General features: G+C 70.6%; 24 protein-coding genes and 1 pseudogene. 7 read left to right on the top strand and 18 right to left on the bottom strand.

Going from position 1 to position 21,185, the window contains the following annotated elements; genetic code table 11:
• Positions 1-9: 9 nt before the first annotated feature.
• From ACH4PU_RS07100 to ACH4PU_RS07045, 12 genes are all read right to left on the bottom strand, one after another.
• Positions 10-1,242: a PBSX family phage terminase large subunit gene (locus ACH4PU_RS07100; RefSeq protein ID WP_398267273.1), complete on the bottom strand. Its 1,233-nt coding sequence runs from the start codon at positions 1,240-1,242 to the stop codon at positions 10-12.
• Positions 1,242-1,691: a helix-turn-helix domain-containing protein gene (locus ACH4PU_RS07095; protein ID WP_398267270.1), complete on the bottom strand. Its 450-nt coding sequence runs from the start codon at positions 1,689-1,691 to the stop codon at positions 1,242-1,244. Before ACH4PU_RS07095 ends, ACH4PU_RS07100 begins: the two co-directional genes overlap by 1 nt.
• Before the next feature lie 107 nt (positions 1,692-1,798).
• On the bottom strand, positions 1,799-2,581 hold the full coding sequence (locus ACH4PU_RS07090; protein WP_398267267.1) for a hypothetical protein: 783 nt from the start codon (positions 2,579-2,581) through the stop codon (positions 1,799-1,801).
• Positions 2,578-2,943 carry a hypothetical protein gene (locus ACH4PU_RS07085; RefSeq protein WP_398267264.1) on the bottom strand — a complete coding sequence of 122 codons (366 nt, stop codon included), beginning with the start codon at positions 2,941-2,943 and terminating at the stop codon, positions 2,578-2,580. Before ACH4PU_RS07085 ends, ACH4PU_RS07090 begins: the two co-directional genes overlap by 4 nt.
• Positions 2,940-3,131, bottom strand: coding sequence for a hypothetical protein (locus tag ACH4PU_RS07080; RefSeq protein ID WP_398267261.1), 192 nt, complete (start codon positions 3,129-3,131; stop codon positions 2,940-2,942). The genes ACH4PU_RS07085 and ACH4PU_RS07080 overlap by 4 nt, the downstream gene beginning before the upstream one ends.
• On the bottom strand, positions 3,128-3,370 hold the full coding sequence (locus tag ACH4PU_RS07075) for a hypothetical protein (protein WP_386563531.1): 243 nt from the start codon (positions 3,368-3,370) through the stop codon (positions 3,128-3,130). The genes ACH4PU_RS07080 and ACH4PU_RS07075 overlap by 4 nt, the downstream gene beginning before the upstream one ends.
• Positions 3,367-4,179 (bottom strand): hypothetical protein, encoded by an 813-nt coding sequence (locus ACH4PU_RS07070; protein WP_398267258.1) that lies wholly within the window; start codon positions 4,177-4,179, stop codon positions 3,367-3,369. Before ACH4PU_RS07070 ends, ACH4PU_RS07075 begins: the two co-directional genes overlap by 4 nt.
• Positions 4,176-5,123 (bottom strand): mucin-2, encoded by a 948-nt coding sequence (locus tag ACH4PU_RS07065; RefSeq protein ID WP_398267255.1) that lies wholly within the window; start codon positions 5,121-5,123, stop codon positions 4,176-4,178. Before ACH4PU_RS07065 ends, ACH4PU_RS07070 begins: the two co-directional genes overlap by 4 nt.
• Positions 5,124-5,309: 186 nt before the next feature.
• Positions 5,310-6,212: a recombinase RecT gene (locus tag ACH4PU_RS07060; protein WP_398267252.1), complete on the bottom strand. Its 903-nt coding sequence runs from the start codon at positions 6,210-6,212 to the stop codon at positions 5,310-5,312.
• Positions 6,209-7,246, bottom strand: coding sequence for a YqaJ viral recombinase family protein (locus tag ACH4PU_RS07055; protein ID WP_398267249.1), 1,038 nt, complete (start codon positions 7,244-7,246; stop codon positions 6,209-6,211). Before ACH4PU_RS07055 ends, ACH4PU_RS07060 begins: the two co-directional genes overlap by 4 nt.
• A complete protein-coding gene (locus tag ACH4PU_RS07050; RefSeq protein WP_398267246.1) occupies positions 7,243-7,521 on the bottom strand; it encodes a hypothetical protein in 279 nt (92 codons plus the stop codon). The genes ACH4PU_RS07055 and ACH4PU_RS07050 overlap by 4 nt, the downstream gene beginning before the upstream one ends.
• A gap of 14 nt (positions 7,522-7,535) precedes the next feature.
• The gene (locus ACH4PU_RS07045) at positions 7,536-7,685 is read right to left on the bottom strand and encodes a hypothetical protein (RefSeq protein WP_398267243.1); all 150 of its coding nucleotides are present in this window, start codon (positions 7,683-7,685) and stop codon (positions 7,536-7,538) included.
• Between the two features lie 211 nt (positions 7,686-7,896).
• Between ACH4PU_RS07045 and ACH4PU_RS07040 the strand changes: the two genes are divergently transcribed.
• Together ACH4PU_RS07040 and ACH4PU_RS07035 are read left to right on the top strand one after the other, a co-directional pair.
• A complete protein-coding gene (locus ACH4PU_RS07040) occupies positions 7,897-8,355 on the top strand; it encodes a hypothetical protein (RefSeq protein WP_398267240.1) in 459 nt (152 codons plus the stop codon).
• Between the two features lie 101 nt (positions 8,356-8,456).
• Positions 8,457-8,660, top strand: a complete 204-nt coding sequence (locus tag ACH4PU_RS07035; protein WP_398267237.1) for a hypothetical protein — start codon at positions 8,457-8,459, stop codon at positions 8,658-8,660.
• A gap of 57 nt (positions 8,661-8,717) precedes the next feature.
• Here the strand turns inward: ACH4PU_RS07035 and ACH4PU_RS07030 are convergent, their stop codons facing one another.
• On the bottom strand, positions 8,718-10,460 hold the full coding sequence (locus tag ACH4PU_RS07030; RefSeq protein ID WP_398267234.1) for a recombinase family protein: 1,743 nt from the start codon (positions 10,458-10,460) through the stop codon (positions 8,718-8,720).
• A gap of 36 nt (positions 10,461-10,496) precedes the next feature.
• Between ACH4PU_RS07030 and ACH4PU_RS07025 the strand changes: the two are divergent.
• Positions 10,497-10,790 (top strand): annotated as a pseudogene (locus tag ACH4PU_RS07025) (phosphoribosyltransferase); the annotation flags it as partial.
• Between the two features lie 78 nt (positions 10,791-10,868).
• Here the strand turns inward: ACH4PU_RS07025 and ACH4PU_RS07020 are convergent.
• The 5 genes from ACH4PU_RS07020 to ACH4PU_RS07000 form a co-directional block, all read right to left on the bottom strand.
• Complete coding sequence (locus ACH4PU_RS07020; RefSeq protein WP_398267231.1) at positions 10,869-12,059, bottom strand: Yip1 family protein; 1,191 nt, start codon at positions 12,057-12,059, stop codon at positions 10,869-10,871.
• A 203-nt stretch (positions 12,060-12,262) separates the two neighbouring features.
• On the bottom strand, positions 12,263-12,853 hold the full coding sequence (locus ACH4PU_RS07015) for a hypothetical protein (RefSeq protein WP_398267228.1): 591 nt from the start codon (positions 12,851-12,853) through the stop codon (positions 12,263-12,265).
• A 106-nt stretch (positions 12,854-12,959) separates the two neighbouring features.
• Complete coding sequence (locus tag ACH4PU_RS07010; RefSeq protein WP_398267225.1) at positions 12,960-13,460, bottom strand: MarR family winged helix-turn-helix transcriptional regulator; 501 nt, start codon at positions 13,458-13,460, stop codon at positions 12,960-12,962.
• 52 nt (positions 13,461-13,512) lie between these two features.
• Positions 13,513-14,067: a Uma2 family endonuclease gene (locus ACH4PU_RS07005; protein ID WP_398267222.1), complete on the bottom strand. Its 555-nt coding sequence runs from the start codon at positions 14,065-14,067 to the stop codon at positions 13,513-13,515.
• A gap of 118 nt (positions 14,068-14,185) precedes the next feature.
• Entirely contained in the window at positions 14,186-16,456 is a 2,271-nt protein-coding gene (locus tag ACH4PU_RS07000; protein WP_398267219.1) for a 4Fe-4S dicluster domain-containing protein, read from the bottom strand.
• A 276-nt stretch (positions 16,457-16,732) separates the two neighbouring features.
• On the opposite strand from ACH4PU_RS07000, the gene dnaK reads away from it, so the two are divergent.
• From dnaK to ACH4PU_RS06980, 4 genes are read left to right on the top strand one after another with little or no spacing between them, the layout of a single operon-like run.
• Positions 16,733-18,598: a molecular chaperone DnaK gene (gene dnaK, locus ACH4PU_RS06995; protein WP_398267216.1), complete on the top strand. Its 1,866-nt coding sequence runs from the start codon at positions 16,733-16,735 to the stop codon at positions 18,596-18,598.
• Complete coding sequence (grpE, locus tag ACH4PU_RS06990; protein WP_004945730.1) at positions 18,595-19,230, top strand: nucleotide exchange factor GrpE; 636 nt, start codon at positions 18,595-18,597, stop codon at positions 19,228-19,230. The genes dnaK and grpE overlap by 4 nt, the downstream gene beginning before the upstream one ends.
• Before the next feature lie 51 nt (positions 19,231-19,281).
• Positions 19,282-20,454 carry a molecular chaperone DnaJ gene (gene dnaJ, locus ACH4PU_RS06985; RefSeq protein WP_398267212.1) on the top strand — a complete coding sequence of 391 codons (1,173 nt, stop codon included), beginning with the start codon at positions 19,282-19,284 and terminating at the stop codon, positions 20,452-20,454.
• A gap of 5 nt (positions 20,455-20,459) precedes the next feature.
• Positions 20,460-20,930, top strand: coding sequence for a heat shock protein transcriptional repressor HspR (locus tag ACH4PU_RS06980; protein WP_185944354.1), 471 nt, complete (start codon positions 20,460-20,462; stop codon positions 20,928-20,930).
• The last annotated feature ends 255 nt before the right edge of the window (positions 20,931-21,185 follow it).

Genomic DNA, 21,185 nt, shown 5'->3' with positions numbered 1-21,185 from the left:
TTGGTCGGGTTATGCGGCGTGGGCCAGCAGGGGGCGCCACTCGTGCGCCGTCGAATGGATCACGTAGCGCAGTGCGTCGACGCTGTGATCGTCTTTCTTCACCGGCTTGTCTTCACCGGTCGCTGCTGCCTGCTCCGACCACACGTAGTTGGGCAGCTCGCCGAGCAGCCCCTCGCACGAGCGATGGATGCGCAGCAGGTCGGCGGCGAGTGCGACCGATACGGACCGGATGCCGTCGATCACGTCGTTCACCGCACGGGTGACCCCGGGGTGTCCGTCGGCCCAAAGCTGATGTGAGTACGAGGCGGCGCTCGGGTCGAGGAACGTCCACTCGGGGACGACGTCCATCGCGGCGAGCCAGTCGCGGACGGCGCGGCTGTACTGCGCGTCGGTCATCTGGCGGTGCGCGGTGCGGGAGTCGTGGCGCCATTCGCTCACCACGTACAGGCGGTCGTCGTCGCCGAGGCCGAGCAGCAGCGCCGAGAAAGGGTTCGCGGTGCCGTAGTCGACGCCGACCCAATGGCGGCGCATCGCGGGTAGCTCGTCGACGACGTGCTGTGCCTCGTCGTAGGCGTCGAAGATCGCGCCCTCGGCGACGACCCACTCGCCGAGGATCATGCGCCGGCGCCAAAGGCCGGTGAACTCGGCGGCGAGCGCGGCGACGTACGCCTCGGAAAGACTCGGGTTGTCGGCGAGGCGGAAGTGAAAGGCGGCGAGGTCGAGCTCGCCAGCGCGGTCGAGGTAGTCGCGGCGCAGCCAGTGCTGCGGCGAGTCGGGGTTCGTGGTGCCGATCAGCTTCGCCCCGGGCACCGACAGGCGGGCGAGCAACTGCCGGAAGAACGCGGCCGGCAGTAGCGTGACCTCGTCGCAGTAGGCGAGCGAGGCGGTCATGCCGCGCAGGCGTCCCTCGGCGCGCGCGTCCGAGGCCCCGACGAGGTGTACGACGCGCCCCAGAATCACGGCCGTGGTGGCGCCGCGGGTGTGGTGGACCTCGGCCGCCACATCGCCGAACAGGTTCCGGTCGGCGAGGACGTCGAGACAGTTCCGCTCGATCGTCTGGAGCGACCTGCCGCAGATCACGATCAGGCCCGAGGCGGGGGCGCGGCGGATCATGAGCAGGAAGCAGACGAGACTCGCGATCGTCTTTCCCGACCTGACGCTGCCGTGCCAGATGTTGATACGGCGGGTGGCGCCCCGGATCGAGGCGACCTGTTTCGGGGAGAGCGGGGCGAGGGCGGTCATTACACCCCCTCGTGATCACCTCCGGCCGGCGGCCCGAGCAGGGCATCGGCGAGGCGGTCGAGCATCGAGCCGCCGCTGCTCCCGGTGCTGCTGTGGCGGGCGAGCTCGGCGACGCGGGCGTGCACTTCGGTGAGGGCGCGGGCGGCCGTTGCGTGGTCGCGGGCATCGCGGGCCGACTCGGCGCCGGCCGTGCGGGCGACTTGCCCGAGGGCGCCGTCGAGGGCCTCGTCGGCGAGCTGCTCGCGACGTGCGGCAGCGTCTGCTCGTCGGGCCTCGGTCGCGGCGGCGACGCGGGCGCCCCCTGCGAAGGTGAGCCCCTCGGCCTTTGCGATCTTGCTTACGGTCGCTGCGCTGCGCCCGGTGAGTCGGGCGATCTCGTTGCGGCTCTTGCCCTCGGCGTGGAGGCGGCGCACCTGCTCGCGGTCGCGCTCGCGGATCGGCTCGGCCACGTGCTCACCTCCCGGCGGACATGAGTACGCCCCGCCGCAGGGGGGCGCGGCGGGGCGTACGGGATCGGGGGGTTTCCGGGCACGCCGGAGACGCCCCCAACATTAGGTCACGAACTGATAACGGCGCAAGCCTGTTCGGTGACGATCTCTCCCGACTCCATCGAGGCGGCGAACCGGGCAAGCAGGGGGCCCATGTCGGACCGCTCCCACACCCGGTGTCCGTCGAGGTCGAGGCGGGCCGGCGCCGGGCACTCCGGGCCACCCGAGCACGTGATGCGCTGCACGTCCCCCGAGGCCGAGTACAGGGTGAGGGGGGCCGCGCACCACGGGCACGGGTACCGGCCGGCCGCTCCCCGCTCGTCATGGCGCAGGGTGCGCAGTACGCCGTCGGCGCACTGCCGCGCGACGCGGTGCGCCTCGTGCAGCGCCCACCCGGGCAGGGGAGCGAACAGCGGGTCGGGCCCGTCGGTCTGCTCGCCGAGCACGCGCCCCTCGACGAACACGCTCGCCCAGTGCGCGCCCTGCGCCCGCGATCCGGGCCCGTGCTGCGTGCGGTAGTTCCAGCGGTGCAGCTCGTCGAGGGGAGTGTGTTCCTGCGCAACAGCGGCGCACGTGTCGGCGAGGTCGAACAGCATGGTCTCGACGGCGACCACGGCATCGTGAGCGTCAAGGTTCAGCGGCGCCGGGTGCGCGCGCAGGGCGTACGGCGCCCGGTCGGCGACGAGCAGGGGCCCGTCGGCGGCGACCTTGTCGAGGAACGCGGTCGTCTCCCTCGGGGGCCAGTCGGCCGGGGTGGGCGGCGCCTCGACGGCGGCGAGCAGCGCGCCCCACTTCTCGCGCACGAGGCGCAGGGCGGCGACGGTCTGATCGATGGCTCGGGTCTGGTTCATCGGTCCCCCTCCGTCACGTGCTGGCGGTCGACGAGCTGCTCGCGCAGGGCCTCGACCTCGGCGAGCGCGCGGTCGCGGTCCGCCTCGGTCTCGACGAGGGCCTGCTCGGCGGCCTCGATCCGGGTGTGCAGACGCATCGCTGCTGCCTGCTGTCCGCCGGCGCTGCGGCGGTGGGTGTCGCTCTCGGCGACCTCGGCCTCGATGTCGGCGCGCAGGGCCGCGCAGTCCTCGGGGGTCAGCACGCCTCGGTCGGCGCGGGCGAGGAACAGCCGGAAGCGCTCGCGACGGGCCTCGCGGGTGACCTCGCGAACGAGGACTCGGCCGCGGCGGGAGTCGGTACGGGTGCGGGCGTGCAGCGTCATGCGGGCGTGTCTCCGTTCGAGGCTCGGCGGGCGGCCGACGAGCAGGCGGTGCAGTGGGTTGGGCAAGGGCGACGGACGAGGGCGCGCGCCTCGCGGTCGAGGCGGCCGTCGAGCCGCAGGGAACCGACGAGGGCGGCGACGAGGGCGAGGGCGAGCGCGGCGACGAGGGCGAGCAGGACCGAGGTCATGCGGTTCTGTCTCCGTCCGTACGGGCACGGCGGAACAGCCGGACGAGGGAGCGCCGAGCGCGCGGCTCCCGCGCGCGAGGCGCGACCGGTCGCGCGTGGTGGTTGCTGTTGATCTCCCATCCGTCGATAGCGAGGCGGTCGAGCAGGGAAGCGGCGGTCAGCGTGGCGAGGTGGGGGTGCACGTCGAGTACGTCGGTCAGGTGGGCGGCGATCGAGGCGCGGGCGGCGGGCGGGGTCATCGGCGTATTCCTCCGGCGGTGTGGCGGGCGCGGTTCTCTCGCGGTGTGGGCGGGGTGGACATGAGGCGAGCGAGGCGGTCGTGCTCGGCCTCGTCGTCCTCGACCGACGTCGCCCGGATGCGGGCGGGGTGCGGCTCGGGTGCGGTGCAGTGCTGGCCGGGGCCGGCGTCGCACTCGGGGCAGGTGGCGAACTGAACGGCGTGCGCGTCGCGGCGGCGGCCGTGGACGTTGGTCCGCAGCTCGATCCCTGCGCCCCGCTTGCACAGGCGGCGAGGTGCCGCTCGGCATGTCTCGACAGGGCACGCGACGGCGAGGGCGGGCAGTGCGGCCCGTTGGTTGGGCAGAGTCGAACGGATCTCGGCGCGCTGCTCGGGCGTGATGTACGGGCGCGGCTCGTCGTCGACGGGGCGGCCGACTCCCGCGGTCAGAGCGAGGACGGCGGCCGGCGGGGCGGCGTCGAGTGCCTGCGTGATCGACCGCGCCGGCAGGTGTCCATCGGCCGCGGCGGCGAGTTGCGCGCGACGGCGTTCGGTGAACTGCGCTCCGGTCTCGGTCGGGTTGCCGTCGTAGACCGGGTGCGCGGCGCCGATCCGGGCCTCGCGGATACGGGCGCGAATCCTGCGCACGTCCGCGGGGGTTGCCCGCTTCTCGGTTACGCCGTAGTGGTCGGCGACCGCGCGACGGGTGTCGTCGTCGAGGGGGAGGTCGCGCAGGGCGTAGGCCCATGCTCGGGCGTCCGCCTCGCCGATGGTGCGCAGGTCGAACGCGGCGCACAGGGCGAGGACTTCGGCGGCGTCTGCGGGTGTCATTGGGCGTTCTCCTGTTCTCGGAGTTGGGCGGCGAGGTCGAGGCCGGCGCGTACGCGCTGATCGGTGGTGGAGGGGCGGGCGGCGCCGGGGTTGAGCGGGACGACGTTCGGGCCGGCCCCGGGGGCGCGCGGGGGCGGCGTCGGCAGGGAGCGCCAACCCGAGACGAAGTAGCGGGCGGAGCGCGGGCGGGTGCGGGCGGCCTGCCACGCACCGCCGGCGTGGTCGACGAGGACGGATACGCCGCACCGCTCGATCAGGGCGTGCAGCAGCAGCCACTCGGCGGAGGAAAGTTCCCAGGAGACGACCATTCCGGCGGCGCTCATGGCGTCGACGAGGGGCCGTACGGGTTCGGCGATCCGGGGTCCGTCGGGGCTAGCTTGTTCCCCTCTACTTCCGAAGGAAGTAGAGGGGTAAGGCTTGGTGTTGGCTAGGGGGCTTGTGACGCTATCGACGGTGTCACGGTGTGACATCCCCTCTTGACCTGCGGGTTCCTTCTGAAACGGGGGTGCGTTTCGGGTCTGATTCGGCGTCGGTCCGCGCTCGTTTCGCGCACGTTCCGCGGACGATTCGCCGCCGGTTCGGGCCTCGTTTCGCGTGCGGCTCTTTGCCTTGCGCTCCGCAGCGGCGGCCCGGTTGGCCTCGACCTGCGCCCGGGTGCTGTTCCGCCCGCCCTCGAAGAAGTCGTGCACCATGAAGTCGCCGACGGGAGGCTGCGGGCAGCGCGGGCAGGTGTGCCCGTGCTCGTGCCACAACCCGACCGCGACCAACTTCCGGGCCTGCGGGGCGGTCCCGTACTGCCGGGCGACCACGGCGGGCACGGTGCCCTCGGTGAGGTGCTGCGCGGAGTAGGCGCCCGCCCTCACCCACAGACCGAGGGCGGCGTTACCTGCCTTGACGATCTTCGGGTGCATGTGCGAGCTGTCGTCGATCTTGAACCACGCCACGGCGGGTGACTCCTTCCTGATCTGCGGGGGGTGGGGTGCCCGGTTCGGGCCGGCCGGCGAGGGCGGCGGGTGTGTGCGACGGGCAGCGGTAACCGGGCAGGTAGCGGCGGGCGCCCGGGGCGCCGCAGTAGCGACGCCCCGCCCCGCTCCAGTGCCGGCACCGGTAGTCGATGACCGGCCCCGGGGTCACTGCGCGATCGCCTCGGCGGCCTCGGGCCACCCGGCGAACTGCGCGGGCACGTCCTCGACCGAGGTCTGCTCGCCACCCTGCACGGGCGTCTGCTCGACGATCTCGCCCTCGATGAACTCCCCGGGCGCGTCGAGCCCCTCCGGGGACGCATCCCGCCGCACGGTCCCGTCATGGGCCACGGCACGCGCGAGCTCCGCAGACTTCGGCAGCATCTTGAAGAGCTGCCGTACGCACGTCTTCCGGGCCATCGCGTCGTAGTCCGTGGACCACGGCCCAAAGTCCTTGGCCTTACTGCGCTTGCGGATCGCCTCGACGTCGTCGACGTCCAGCACGACGAACGCGCTGCCACCGTTGGCCAGTCGGGCAACGGCGTAGTAATGCGTTGCCGGGCCCTTGGCCGAGCCGCGCGCGGGGACGTGCCGCAGCTTGGGGTCGAGACCGTACTCGTACTCGAACTCGTCGCCCTCGTGCACGGTGTGCGTGTCGAGGCCGGCGGCGAGCGGGTGCTGCCAGTACAGCCGGATCATGCCCTGATAGCCGATGACGAGCTGTACCTCGTAGCCGCGGATCTTCTTGTTCCAGAACGGCAGCAGGTACGCCTCGCCCGAAACGCCGCCCGGCTCCAGACCGAGGGCAGAACAGGTCATCAGCGCGCCGGCGAACGACTCGCGGCTGCACTCGGCGAGGTGCTCGACCCTGCGCAGCTCCGTAAGCGCGATACGGGCGATGCGGTCGGCGCCGCCCATGTGTGCGGGCAGAGCGCGCTCGATCTCGGGGCGCATCTGCTGCACGAACTGCGCAAGAGAGGTGCCCGGTTGCGGTCCGCGGGCCGCGGGAACGGCGGGCGTACGGGTCTGCGCGGTGCGGTTCGCGACGCGCTCGGCAAGGTTGCTGCTCATGCTGCGGTGCTCTCTTTCGGGACGACGAGGCGTCGGGCGCGGTGCGCCCGGAACTCGTCGGGGCGCTCGGCGGCGAGGCGCGCGGTATCGAGCGCGTCGACGCGGTGCGTGTACTGCTGCGCGAGGTCGGGGTGCGCGGCGGTGAATCGTTTCTGCGAGAGCGGGCCGTTCTGCCGGAAGGTGTAGGCGACGGACCCCTGCACCTTGACGATCTCGGCCCCGCCGGCGAGGTACTTCAACCGGTTCTCGATCTCCCGCAGTTCGTCGGCGGTGCGCTGCTCCCGCGCCTTGAGCTCGCGCCGCCGCTCCAGAAGCGGCAGCACGTCGCCCGGATCGGCGACCGTCACGGCGTTCGGGCGCCCCTGGTGCAGGTGCCCGAGCAGAGCCGCGGTCGCCTCGGAACCGTCGACGGCCGGCGGCACCCGGTCGAGCACGTTCTGCCAGAACTCCCCGACGATCTCGACGAGGTGCTCGACGAGGGTCTCGTCGCGGGTCACACGGTGAATGACCAGCCGGTTTCCGCCAAGCAGGGCGGCGACGTGGGCGTGCTCGTACCCGGTGACGGCGAGGTACCAGTGCGTTTGCAGAGCGGGACCGTCCGGCACGCCGAGCAGCCACTCGTCGAGCTGGAACGCGCTGCGGGTCTTGATCTCCAGCAGGCTCGACGGCGCCGAGTCCTGCTCGATCACGAACCGGTCGACGTTGGCCAGCATCCATGGACGCTCGACATGCGCGAGCATCCCCGGACCCTCGACCACACCGAACCCGGTCCGCTCGGCGAAGACCCGCGCGACCGTCGGCTCGTGCCGGTGGCCCCAGAACGCAGCCTCTTCCAATTCCGGCGAGCGCGGCACCTCGCCAAGCTCGCCGACCTTGTCGAGGTACAGCTCGATCGGCGACGTGTACTTGCTCATCCCGAGCACCGCGGCGACGTCCGAGCCGCCGACGCCGGCGCGCCGGGCGGCGAGCCACGCATCGTGATCCAACCCTGGCGGAGCGACGACGACACCGGTCGGCGTCACAAGGGCGGTCACTGTTCCCCGCCCACGTACCGGACGTACACCCGGTGCTCGGGCACTCCCGCGACAACCACGGTCCGCGCAGCGGCCTCGTACGATCCGGCCGGAGCGTAGGCACTCAGCCGTGCGCGACGAATCGCCTGCGCCGCGGCAGCGGCGCGCTTGCCGGTCGCCGCGCGCTGCACGACCCCCCACTGCTTCGGGTGCTCGCGCAACGCCGAGGCGGCGACGGCGTGCTTAGTGTTCTTCCGCTTGTTCGGCGGCGGGCCGATGAAATCGACGTTCGACATGTCCTGTCCTCTCCTCACGCTGCGGTCTGCTGCTCGGCACGCTCGGCGCGCGCCCGGTGAACGTGAGGGGCAAGGATTCGGCGAATGAGGTCGATCTGCTCGGCGCTCGGCCGGCCGTTGTCGGGCGCCTCGCTCGGCGTCGGCGCGGTCGTCTGATCACTCATGGGTCCCCCTCCCATCTGTTGCTGAACGCGAACAGACCTACCCCCGGGGGTATCCGCTTTGAGCGGTTTGCCTGTTCGTGTTTCCGAACAGCTACAGGCTAGACATGGCAAAAAGGCGACGTCAACGAGGTTCCGATGTGGGCAACCCGGCCTAATGGCTGGTTAGATAAGACTGTTCGCGTTTCGCGACAAGAACGGAGATGAGAAAACCGTGCCGGAGAGCGACGCCGCCATAGGCGCCCCCGCGGCCGAGGGAGACAAGCCGGCCGAGCTGCTGCGCGACATCGTGCAAGCCGCCATCAAGGCCGAGCCGCTGCGCGACATCGCGGCCCGCTCCGTCGATCCCGAGACCGGTAGAGGCATCCCGCACACCACGCTGCCCAAGATCGCCAAGGGCGAGGGGTATCGACGTGGTGAACCGTGGCTGCTGCGAGCCCTCGCCGCTGGCCTCGGCATCGACCGTGGGCGAGTCCAGTTGGCCGCATCAAGGGAGTGGACAGAGTTGGATGTCGCCACCCTCAAGACCAACAGGCCGGGCACGACCGTGGTCGTTGCCTATGCGGAAGGAACAAATCCGGAGGATCTGCCCGTTCTTCAAGAACGCCTGAAAGAGCTGGGTTTGGGCGACCTGCGAATCCTGCCCTCGGGGGGTCGTGACGGAGGGTCCTAGTCGCGTGACCTGCGGCGATATGGGCGGTAGTGTGAATGAGCCTTTGCCTCGGGCATATGTTCGAGTGCGAGGTTCCGCCATGCCACAAGGGGGGGCACACCTTGTTCCGCGTCCGCCGTACCCAACTCGACAAACACACGCCAGCCGCCGGCGTCGCCGACGCTGACGATCGACACATCCTGATCGACGAGAGCCACATCACCGACACCGGCGCCATAGCTCTAGAGGGCGTCCTGAACGCCCTTCCCCCCATGCGCCAGGGTGAAGCGGCCGAGGTCGAGGACGGCAGAGCGAGCTCGACCTGACCGAGAACGACAGGGCCCCGCAGGAACGATCCCGCGGGGCCCTCGCTGCGTCCGCTGCTACGCCGCCGCGGCGAGCGACGCTCGGTCGATATCCGGCCGCAGCACCTTCCGGGTAACCGTCACGTACGACGAGATCGGCACCCCCGCCCTGCTGTGCCGGCCCTTACCGACAGGGTGCAGGGTGACCGTCAGCAGCGACTCGACGATCACACGCCGCTGCGCCACGTGCAGGTTTGCCCACGCCTTCTCGATCTCCTTACGGGAAGCACCCGCCAGATCCGCAACCACCTCCGGCGCCCGCAGAGCCCTCGCTACCTCCTCCGCCTTCTTGATCTTCGGCAGCAACCGCGCTTCCATCGCGGCGAGCCCATCAGGCGACAGCTCACCCTCGGCCGCCTTGTCGCGGAACTCTTCCAGCCGCGCAGACAGCAGCTCGGCCTCGGCCTGAGCGTTCGCGACTCGTTCTTGCAGCTCCCGGTCGCCCTCGGTGTACGCCTTCACGAACGCCGGCGAGGCGAGCCAGTCGAACAACTCGGCGAGCACGTACTCGTCGATGGGCGCCTGCTTGCCGCTCACGTGGTACCCCTTGGCTCCATCCTTGCCAGGCGTCTTGCACTGGTAGTTCATGCCGTACTCGGTCGGGTCCGATACGACAGGGTGCTTGCACTCCGAGCAGCACATGATCGACGACAAGAGGTACTTAGCGACCCCCGGGCGCGAGTTGCTTGCCTTCCTCCCCTTGGCCTTGTCGAGCGCCACGCACTTAGCGTGAATGTGCGGGGGCACGATCCGTGGCCACGCTTCTTCGTTGGTCACCTGGCCGTTATGCCGCCGAGCCCCGGTGTACCGCACATCCATGGCGATGTCCTTGATCGTGGCGCCGTGCCACACGGCCGCGATCAGCGGTTCGTCGCGCTCGTTGAAGTCCTGCGCGATCGACAGCGGTTCCTCGCCCTGCGCGAGTCGCTCGACCGCCTCACGCCACAACGCCTCGTGCGCCGGGTCCGAGGGCCGGTCAAGCGACAACCGCGTGACCATGCCCTTAGACCACCGCAGCGCCGGGGGCTGGATTCCCCGCCCATGCAAGTCTTTGGCGATCGTCTTGTACGGCTCCGCGTTCGCGACCCGCTTGCAGATTTCCAGCACGACAGATGCCTTGGTCGGGTCCGCTTCCTCTCGCACGAACGCGCCCGTCCGAGGGTCGTACACCCGCCGATACCCGTATGCCGAGGTCCCGTGCGGCCGGCCGAGCACCGCGTTCGAGCGCAGCGTTCGTTTCACGTTGTCGCGCAGCTCGTCGACCTCGCGCTCGCCGATCAGCGCGTCGAGGCCCGTGCGGAAACGGTCGTCCTTGTTCGACAGGTCGTAGACCTTGCCGCCGTAGCACCACAGAACGCCGTACTTCGCACAGGTGTTACGCAGGCGCGTGTAAACCTCTAGGTCGCGCTGGAGCCGGCTCGACCCCCACGCGAACACGATGTCGAGCTTTCCACCCTCGATCCACTCGATCATTCGTTCGAACTCTTCGCGCTCGCGGTCGCGGAAGCGAGAAGCCGAACGGTCATCGTCGATGAAGTCCTCGACGATGCCCACGCCGAGACGGTCGGCGTCACCCTGCGTGGCAGTGAGCTGCTCACGCACCGAGAACCCTCGGCGCGCGGACTTGCCGCGGTACGCGCTCTTGCGTGCGTACCTACCACCGCGCAAACCGGAGAGAGGACGAGGACCCTCGCCCCGCTCCCCAGGAAGAACCACCGCGCGAGCTTCCTCGCGCTGACCAGCAACAACAGACGTTGTCATGGACCCACCCTCACACTTCAAGACTGGGTCTTGCACGGGATTACTCTCGAGATGCCGGTCATGCTGTCGCCCGTCCCGAACGCGATCGACTTCTCCAACAAGAAGGTCCTGATCGCGGACGACGTCGCGGACACCGGCAAGACGCTCAAGCTCGTCCACGACTTCTGCCTGGAGCACGTCGCCGAGGTCCGCAGCGCGGTGATCTACGAGAAGTCGCACTCGCTGGTGAAGTGCGAGTACGTCTGGAAGCGCACCGACGAGTGGATCAACTTCCCGTGGAGCGTCGAGCCGCCGGTCGTGCGGCGTGAGGGCCAGGTCCTCGACGCGTGAGGCGATGACCCGTTCCGCCGCGAAGGCCCCGGCTCCTGTACGAGGAGCCGGGGCCTTCGCGTGGGCCGGGCGGCGCGGTTACAGCGTGCCCAGCTTGATGATCGACAGCAGGGCGACCAGCTGGATCGCCGACGCGCCCAGCGCCTTCGGCCAGGGCAGGTCGTGCGACTTGCTCACCATCGAGGTGAAGAGGTAGCCGGCCAGCAGCCAGGTGGCCCAGCCGAGCAGCTGCACGACCGGGTTGTCGCCGCCCAGGAACACCGCGAGGACCAGCCGCGGGGCGTCCGTGATCGACATGATGAGCATGGACAGGCCGATGGTCGGCTGCCACAGCCCGTCGCCGCCCAGCTGCCGGGCCAGGGTGTGGGTCACCGCGCCGAGGATCAGCCCGGAGACGAGGACGATCACACCGGCGATCAGGACCAGCGGGATGCTGTTGGCGAACGTCGCGTTGAGCACGTCCGAGCGGGCCTTGTCGAAACCGAAGACCGCGAGCAGGCCGTAGATGAAGGTGACGAGCAGCGCGGGGATCCACATCGGGTGGTCGCGCATCCGCCAGAAGGTGGCGGACGGGCGCAGCACCAGGCCGGTCAGCAGGTCCTTCCAGTGCAGCTTGGGGCCGGGCGGGGGGCCGTTGTAGGTCTGGGCGTCGCCGTAGCCGTCGTCGCCGTACCCGCCCTCGCCGTGCCTGTCGTCGTATCCGCCGTCGTGGGAGCCGTCCCCGTAGGGGGCGTTGCCGCCCTGGGGCGGGTACGCGTCCGGGGCCTCCCCGAGGCCGAACTGCTGGGTGCTGCCCTGCTGGGGGTACGGCTGCGGGGGGCGGTGGCCCTGACCGTGACCCTGGCCCTGATTCCGGCCCTGCCCCGGGTAGGGGTGGCCGCCCGGGGCGCCGGGTCCGCCGTGCCCGCCGTAGGCCGGTCCCCCGTAGGTCTGCTGCCCGCCGTAGGACGGCCCCGGGCCCTGCGGGGGCCGCTGGTGCGACGGCTCGCCGCCGAAGTACTCCGGCTCGTCCCCGCCGGCGGCCGGCCCGCCCTGCCACTGCCGCCCGTCCCAGCCGCCGCCGGGGGCGCCGGGGGCGTGCCCGGGCGCCGCGCCGGGCGCGCCGGGCGCGCCCGGCGCGCCGGCCGGGCCGGGCCCGTAGGGGGCACCGCCGCCCGGACCGCCGTACGGGGCGCCCCCGTACGGCGCCTGCTGCCCGGGGTGTCCTGCTTGTCGTGCGGCGTTGCCCTCTTCCGAGTCCCGTCCGCGTCCCATCCTGAATCCAGCCACGCCTTCGAACGTACCCGCTCCCGGGGAGCGGTGGTGCGGGGGTGGGGGCGCAGGGGCTTCCTTGCTGCTGAGCTGTGACATCCCCTAGGGGAGAGGCCCGGGGGAAGTAGGGGAAGCAGGGGTTTACGGGGCTGCGGTACGGGTTCGGGACGGGTTGGGGCGGAGCCTCGGAAGCGTCGCGCCGGGTGGACTCCGGACGTCCTTCAGTGCCCGCCGCGCGGTTCCGTGCAGCCGTCGCCGCCGCCCTCCACGTAGTGGCCGTGGACCTCCGCCCGGACCCGCGACCGGTCGACCGTCCCCTCCACGCAGACCTCGGGGAGGGCGACCGTGTAGGCGGTCCCCTCGCCGAGCGGGGTGAGGGTCAGGGCGTCCGGCCGGTAGCCGAGGTCCCACAGCGCCGGGCCGACGGCCCGCGGCCCGGTGGTCCTCGCCGTCCGCAGCCTCCCCAGGGCGCCACGGACGCGGGCCGCCTGGGAGTCGCCCTCGTGCCGCTGCGCGGCGGAGAGCGGGGCGGTGGCCCGGTAAGCGTGGTTCTCGGCGTAGTGCGGCGGGGCGTCGCCGGGGACGCCGTCCCTGGGAACGCCGTCCCCGGGGGTGACCGGAGCCGGGGGTTCCGTCGTCGGGGCGGCCGCGGAAGGCGTCGGCGGTGCCGAGGCGGCCGGAGGGGACGCCGGATCGGGCACGCCCGCCGCGTCGTCCGTGCTCCCGCCGCCGCACGCGGTGAGGGCACCGGCCGCGCAGAGCAGGGCCGTCAGGGGCGGTGCGAGGCGCCGGAGGCGCGGGTGAACGGTCATGGGAACGAGTGTTCCCGCCCGGAAGTGGCCGTGTCCTGAGTACGCGTACTCGGAAGACGGCGGGAATCGAGGCGGTTCGGAGCAGCCGCCCCCGCTCCTGCCCCGCTCACGCCGCGCCGCGTGCCGCCGCGACGTTGTCGATCATCCGCCGGAGCACCCGCAGCGCCCCCACGTACTCCTCGTCCGTGATGCCCTCGTGGATCTCCGTCCGCATCCGGTCGACCAGCTCCTTGGTACGGGCCTTGGCGGCCCGCCCGGCGTCCGTCAACCGGAGCGCGTCCGGACCGTCGGCGGTCAGCCAGCCGCGGGCGAGCAGGCTGTCGGCCGCCCGTGCGATCTCCTCCGGCGCGACGCCGATCGTGCCGGCGAGCCGTGCCACGAGCTCGTCGCGGGTCCGTCCGGCGGAGCCGGCGCCCGCGACCTGGTTGAGGATCCACCACTGCGGCTGGGTGACGTCGATACCGGCCATCCCGTCGCGGATGTGCCGGATGACGGCGTCGTGGGCCACGCCGCTCCAGTAGCCGATGGGCTGGGCGGCGAGGGCGGCGAAGTCGTCGGGGACGGCGGGGTCGGCGGGGCGCGGGCTGATGGGCTGATGCGGCGTCATGAACGTGACGCTAGAACCTCGACCGAGGTTGAGATCAAGGGAGTGGCACGCGTTACGAGTGGTAACGCGGAAATTCGGAGGTGTCGACGGTCCACTCGCCCACGGGGACCTTCTCCCCGAACGCGTACTCGTGACGACCGCGGTAGCACCGCTGCCCGTCGGATCCCGGCCCGGGATCGGACATGACCATCACGGTGCCCTTGCGCGGGTCGATCAGCAGGTAGAGGGGGATGCCCAGAGCCGGATAGTCGCGCGCCTTCTGCGCGTAGTCGTTCGCATGGTTGGACGGGGAGACGACTTCGGCGGCGAGCTCCAGATCCCTGGGGTGGAACGGGCCGGGTGTGTCCATGGCCGGCTCGGGCAGGACGACGAGGTCCGGCCGACGGAGGATGCCGAGCTCCGGGTCCTCCACGTCTCCGCCGGTGTGGGCCACGAGATCGTCCGGGAGCTGCCGGTCGAGCTGCCGGCGCAGCCGCATGGCCACGAGCTCGTGCGTGCCGGACGGGCTCGTCATCATGACGATGGTGCCGTCCGAGATCTCGACCTTGCCCGCGTCGGGCAGGGCGGACAGCTCGTCGGCGATGGCGCGCATGCGGGCGTAGTCCATGACTATCTCCTGCTCGGTCCGGGCGAGCGCTGACGGAGTCATCGTCCCACGCCCCACTGACAACGGCCGGGCCCCGCGAAGTCCGCGGGGCCCGGCCGTCGTCACCGTACGACAGGCGCTACTTCACCGGCTCCGGGTCCGGTTCCGGCGCGGCGGCCGTCTCGCCGTCGCCCTCCGGCTCCACCGGCGTCTTCACCGACTCCAGCAGCAGCTGGGCGACGTCCACGACCTGGATGGACTCCTTGGCCTTGCCGTCGTTCTTCTTGCCGTTCACCGAGTCGGTGAGCATGACGAGACAGAACGGGCAGGCGGTGGAGACGATGTCCGGGTTGAGGGACAGCGCCTCGTCCACGCGCTCGTTGTTGATGCGCTTGCCGATGCGCTCCTCCATCCACATGCGCGCGCCGCCGGCGCCGCAGCAGAAGCCGCGCTCCTTGTGGCGGTGCATCTCCTCGTTCCGCAGGCCCGGCACCTTGGCGATGATCTCGCGCGGCGGCGTGTAGACCTTGTTGTGGCGGCCCAGGTAGCAGGGGTCGTGATAGGTGATCAGACCCTCGACCGGGGTGACGGGGACCAGCTTCCCCTCGTCCACGAGGTGCTGGAGCAGCTGCGTGTGGTGGATGACCTCGTACTCGCCGCCGAGCTGCGGGTACTCGTTGGCGATCGTATTGAAGCAGTGCGGGCAGGTCGCGACGATCTTCTTCTTCGACTTCTCGACCTTGACGCCCTCCTCCGCATCCTCGCCGAAGGCCATGTTGAGCATCTCGACGTTCTGCTGACCGAGCTGCTGGAAGAGGAACTCGTTGCCCAGGCGGCGCGCGGAGTCACCGGTGCACGCCTCGTCGCCGCCCATGATGGCGAACTTCACGCCCGCCATGTGTAGCAGCTCCGCGAACGCCTTGGTGGTCTTCTTGGCGCGGTCCTCCAGGGCGCCGGCGCAGCCGACCCAGTACAGGTAGTCGACCTCGGTGAGGTCCTCGATGTCCTTGCCGACGACCGGGACCTCGAAGTCGACCTCCTTGGTCCACGCCAGGCGCTGCTTCTTGGCGAGGCCCCAGGGGTTGCCCTTCTTCTCCAGGTTCTTGAGCATCGTGCCTGCCTCGGACGGGAACGAGGACTCGATCATCACCTGGTAGCGGCGCATGTCGACGATGTGGTCGACGTGCTCGATGTCCACCGGGCACTGCTCGACGCAGGCGCCGCAGGTGGTGCAGGACCACAGGACGTCGGGGTCGATGACGCCGTTCTCCTCGAGGGTGCCGATGAGCGGGCGCTCGGCCTCGGCGAGGGCGGCGGCCGGGACGTCCTTGAGCTGCTCCTCGGTGGCCTTCTCGTTGCCTTCCATGTCCTTGCCGCCGCCCGCGAGCAGGTACGGCGCCTTGGCATGCGCGTGGTCGCGCAGCGACATGATGAGCAGCTTCGGGGAGAGCGGCTTGCCGGTGTTCCAGGCGGGGCACTGCGACTGGCAGCGGCCGCACTCGGTGCAGGTGTCGAAGTCGAGCAGGCCCTTCCAGGAGAAGTGCTCGATCTGGGAGACGCCGAACTGGTCGTCCTCGCCCGGGTCCTCGAAGTCGATCGGCTTGCCCGCGCTCGTCATCGGCTGCAGCGCGCCGAGGGCGACGTCACCGCTGGACTCGCGCTTGAACCAGATGTTGGGGAAGGCCAGGAAACGGTGCCAGGCCACGCCCATGTCGGTCTTGAGGGAGATCGTGATCATCCAGATGAAGGACGTCGCGATCTTGATCATGGCGACCAGGTAGGTGAGGTTCTGCAGCGTCTCGGTGCTCAGCCCCCGGAAGGCCGCGACCAGCGGGTACGAGGCGAAGTAGCCGGCCTCGTAGCTCTCGACCCCGTGCTGGGCGCCCTCCAGGCCGCGCAGCGTCACGATCGAGCAGCCGACGATGAGGATGACGGCCTCGACGAAGTACGCCTGGCCGAAGTTGGAGCCCGCGAAGCGGGACTTGCGTCCCGGCTTGCCCGGCTTGCTCAGCTGCCGGACGACGATCAGGGCGAGGATGCCCAGCGTGGTCGTCGTGGCGAAGAACTCGACCCAGAGCTCGTAGGGCAGCCACTCGCCGATGAAGGGCAGCAGCCAGTCGGCCTTGAAGAGCTGCCCGACGGCGTTCACGATGGTGATCAGGAGGGAGAAGAAGCCCAGCGCGACGCCCCAGTGGGCGACGCCGACGAGGCCCCACCGGTTCATGCGGGTGTGGCCCAGGAACTCCTTCGCCACCGTGACCGTGCGTCCCACCGGGTCGTCGGTGCGGGTGCCCTTGGGCACCGGCTGGCCCAGTCGCATGTGCTGGTAGATCTGCAGGACGGCACGGCCGAGCAGCGCGAAGCCGACCGCGATGAGGACCAGCGACACGATGATCGCGGCGAGTTGCATGGTTGGGGCTCCTCGGACCTGCGAAAGCGGGATTACTACTCGGTAACTTATCCAGTCCGTACGAGACTACTCACTCTCGCGCGTGCGATATACCCGCACCGCCGGTGATCTGCGTCGCGCAGGCGACCCTCAGCGGCCGCGGAGCGACGGCGCCGGCCGGACCCACGAATAAGGGACGCATAAGAGTTGAGCCCGGTCGACTCAGCTCCGTTGACAGTCCGCCATCCGTGTTGCACCCTTGAGTCTGTTCCACTCAAGTCAGCTGGAGGAATCGACATGGCACGTGCGGTCGGCATCGACCTGGGTACGACGAACTCCGTCGTCAGTGTTCTCGAAGGCGGTGAGCCCACCGTCATCACCAACGCCGAGGGCGCCAGGACCACGCCGTCCGTCGTCGCCTTCGCGAAGAACGGCGAGGTCCTGGTCGGCGAGGTCGCCAAGCGCCAGGCCGTCACCAACGTCGACAGGACCGTCCGGTCGGTCAAGCGCCACATGGGCACCGACTGGAAGATCAACCTGGACGGCAAGGACTTCAACCCGCAGCAGATGAGCGCCTTCATCCTGCAGAAGCTGAAGCGGGACGCCGAGGCGTACCTGGGTGAGAAGGTCACGGACGCGGTCATCACCGTCCCGGCGTACTTCAACGACTCCGAGCGCCAGGCCACCAAGGAGGCCGGCGAGATCGCGGGCCTCAACGTCCTGCGCATCGTCAACGAGCCGACGGCCGCCGCGCTGGCCTACGGCCTCGACAAGGACGACCAGACCATTCTCGTCTTCGACCTCGGTGGCGGCACCTTCGACGTCTCGCTGCTGGAGATCGGCGACGGCGTCGTCGAGGTGAAGGCCACCAACGGCGACAACCACCTCGGTGGTGACGACTGGGACCAGCGCGTCGTCGACTACCTGGTCAAGCAGTTCCAGAACGGTCACGGCGTCGACCTGTCCAAGGACAAGATGGCCCTCCAGCGCCTCCGCGAGGCCGCCGAGAAGGCCAAGATCGAGCTGTCCTCGTCCACCGAGACCACGATCAACCTGCCCTACATCACGGCCTCCGCCGAGGGCCCGCTGCACCTGGACGAGAAGCTCACCCGCGCCCAGTTCCAGCAGCTCACCGCAGACCTCCTGGAGCGCTGCAAGACCCCGTTCCACAACGTCATCAAGGACGCGGGCATCGCCCTCTCCGAGATCGACCACGTGGTCCTGGTCGGCGGCTCCACCCGGATGCCCGCCGTCGCCGAGCTCGTCAAGGAGCTGACCGGCGGCCGCGAGGCCAACAAGGGCGTCAACCCGGACGAGGTCGTCGCCATCGGCGCCTCGCTCCAGGCCGGTGTCCTCAAGGGTGAGGTCAAGGACGTCCTGCTGCTCGACGTCACCCCGCTGTCCCTCGGCATCGAGACCAAGGGCGGCATCATGACCAAGCTGATCGAGCGCAACACCACGATCCCGACCAAGCGCTCCGAGATCTTCACGACGGCCGAGGACAACCAGCCGTCCGTGCAGATCCAGGTCTACCAGGGCGAGCGCGAGATCGCGGCGTACAACAAGAAGCTCGGCATGTTCGAGCTCACCGGTCTGCCCCCGGCGCCGCGCGGCGTCCCGCAGATCGAGGTCACCTTCGACATCGACGCCAACGGCATCATGCACGTGGCCGCGAAGGACCTCGGCACGGGCAAGGAGCAGAAGATGACCGTCACCGGCGGCTCCTCGCTGCCGAAGGACGAGGTCGACCGGATGCGCGAGGAGGCCGAGAAGTACGCGGAGGAGGACCACAAGCGCCGCGAGGCCGCCGAGACCCGCAACCAGGCCGAGCAGCTCGTCTACCAGACGGAGAAGTTCCTCAAGGACAACGAGGACAAGGTCCCCGGCGAGGTCAAGGCCGAGGTCGAGACCGCGGTGACCGAGCTGAAGGAGAAGCTGAAGGGCGAGGACGTCGCGGAGATCCGCACCGCGTCCGAGAAGGTCGCCGCGGTCAGCCAGAAGCTCGGCCAGGCCATGTACGCCGACGCGCAGGCCGCCCAGGGCGCCCCGGGCGCCGAGGGTGCCGCCGGTGCCGGTGCGGGCCAGCAGGCCAAGGCCGAGGACGACGTCGTCGACGCCGAGATCGTGGACGAGGACAAGCCGAAGGGCGGTGCGTCGGCGTGACGGAGGAGACCCCGGGCTTCGACGAAAAGCCTGAAGGCACTCCCTCCGACGACTCGGCCGACGAGAAGGGCGCCGGTCCCGCCGACAAGGCGGGCCCGGCCCCGGCCGGGGAGGAGCTGGTCGAGGTAGGCCTCCAGGCGCAGCTGGACCAGGCGCAGGCCGCGCTCAACGAGCGCACCGCGGACCTCCAGCGGCTCCAGGCGGAATACCAGAACTACCGCCGGCGCGTCGAGCGCGACCGGGTGCAGGTCAAGGAGGTCGCCGTCGCGAACCTCCTGTCCGAACTGCTCCCCACGCTCGACGACATCGGCCGCGCCCGTGATCACGGCGAGCTCGTCGGCGGCTTCAAGTCCGTCGCCGAATCGCTGGAGACGGTCGTGGCGAAGATGGGCCTCCAGCAGTTCGGCAAGGAGGGCGAGCCCTTCGACCCGCTGGTCCACGAAGCCCTGATGCACAGCTACGCGCCGGACGTCACCGAGACGACGTGCGTGCAGATCCTGCAGCCGGGGTATCGCATCGGCGAGCGCACGATCCGCCCCGCGCGGGTCGCGGTCGCCGAGCCGCAGCCGGGCGCCCAGGGCAAGGCCGAGGGCGAGTCGGACGAGGAGAGCGGTGGCCCGGACGAGGGCTGACGCGATGAAGCACGGCACTGACCGCACGCACCGGGAGGAGGGACGCCGGGGATGAGCACCAAGGACTTCGTGGAGAAGGACTACTACAAGGTCCTCGGCGTGCCCAAGGACGCGGCCGAGGCCGACATCAAGAAGGCGTACCGGAAGCTCGCCCGCGAGTTCCACCCGGACGCCAACAAGGGCGACGCCTCGGCCGAGGAGCGGTTCAAGGAGATCTCCGAGGCGTACGACGTCCTCGCGGATCCCAAGCGCCGCAAGGAGTACGACGAGGCGCGGGCGCTGTTCGGCAACGGTGGCTTCCGGCCCGGTCCGGGAGGCGCCGGCGGCTCCTTCAACTTCGACCTGGGCGACCTCTTCGGGGGCGCCCAGGGCGGGGCGGGGGCCGGCGGCTTCGGCGGCGGGCTGGGCGACGTCTTCGGCGGCCTCTTCAACCGCGGCGGCGGCACCACGCGCACCCAGCCGCGCCGCGGCCAGGACATCGAGTCCGAGGTGACGCTCAGCTTCACCGAGGCGGTGGACGGGGCCACGGTCCCGCTGCGGATGTCCTCCTCGGCGGCCTGCAAGGCGTGCTCCGGCACCGGCGACAAGGCCGGCACCCCGCGGGTCTGCCCGACCTGCGTGGGCACCGGCCAGGTGTCGCGCGGCTCCGGCGGCGGCTTCTCGCTGACCGACCCCTGCCCCGACTGCAAGGGCCGCGGGCTGATCCCCGAGAACCCCTGCGACGTCTGCAAGGGCAGCGGCCGGGCCACGTCCTCCCGCACCATGCAGGTCCGGATCCCGGCGGGCGTCTCCGACGGCCAGCGGATCCGGCTGCGCGGCAAGGGAGCGCCGGGCGAGCGCGGCGGACCCAACGGCGACCTGTACGTCGTGGTGCACGTCGGCTCCCACCCGGTCTTCGGACGCAAGGGCGACAACCTCACCGTCACCGTGCCCGTCTCCTTCCCGGAGGCGGCGCTCGGCGGCGAGGTGAAGGTGCCCACGCTCGGCGGCCCGCCGGTCACCCTGCGGATCCCGCCGGGCACGCCCAACGGGCGCACCATGCGGGCCCGCGGCAAGGGCGCGGTGCGCAAGGACGGCACCCGCGGCGACCTGCTGGTCACCGTGGAGGTCGTGGTTCCCAAGGATCTCGACGACAAGGCCAGGGACGCCCTGGAAACCTTCCGCGACGCCACGGCGGGTGAGGACCCGCGCGCGGAGCTGTTCCGGGCGGCGAAGGGAGAGTGACCGTGATGAACGGCGACGGCCGCACCCGTCGGCGCTTCGAACCCGCTCAGCCGTACGAGCTGACCGATGAGTCGCCCGTGTACGTCATCTCGGTCGCGGCTCAGCTCTCGGGCCTGCACCCGCAGACCCTGCGCCAGTACGACCGCCTCGGCCTGGTCTCGCCCGACCGCACGGCCGGGCGCGGCCGCCGCTACTCGGCCCGCGACATCGAACTGCTCCGCCAGGTGCAGCAGTTGTCGCAGGACGAGGGCATCAACCTGGCCGGCATCAAGCGCATCATCGAACTGGAGAACCAGGTCGCCGCGCTGTCGGCCCGGGTCGCCGAGCTCCAGGCGGTCGTCGACGGCGCCGCCGCGGCGATGCAGCAGCGCGAGGCGGCGGTGCACGCGTCGTACCGGCGGGACCTGGTCCCGTACCAGGAGATGCAGCAGACGAGCGCGCTGGTCGTCTGGCATCCGCCGAAGCGGGATCGCTGATCAACGCGCGTTGACCGCTGATCCGTTCGTCGTCCGAGAGGCCCGTCCCCGATGAGGGGGCGGGCCTCTCGCGTTGGGGAAATGATTCTCCACAGGGGGTTTTCCACAGGCGTGGCGGAGGCCGCCGGAGGCCGTCACACTCAGTGAGCATGAGCGCGGAAAAGAGCGGTGGAGCACGGAAGTTCGCGGCGGTGACCGCGTTGGCGGAGACACAGGACGGGGTCGTGGCCCTGTCCCAGGCGGAGGGGCTGGGCT

The organism is Streptomyces sp. NPDC021100 (assembly GCF_044333095.1).
Taxonomy (GTDB): Bacteria; Actinomycetota; Actinomycetes; order Streptomycetales; family Streptomycetaceae; genus Streptomyces.
The sequence above is the reverse complement of the archived record's forward strand: the minus strand, read 5'-3'. Positions and strand labels throughout refer to the sequence as shown.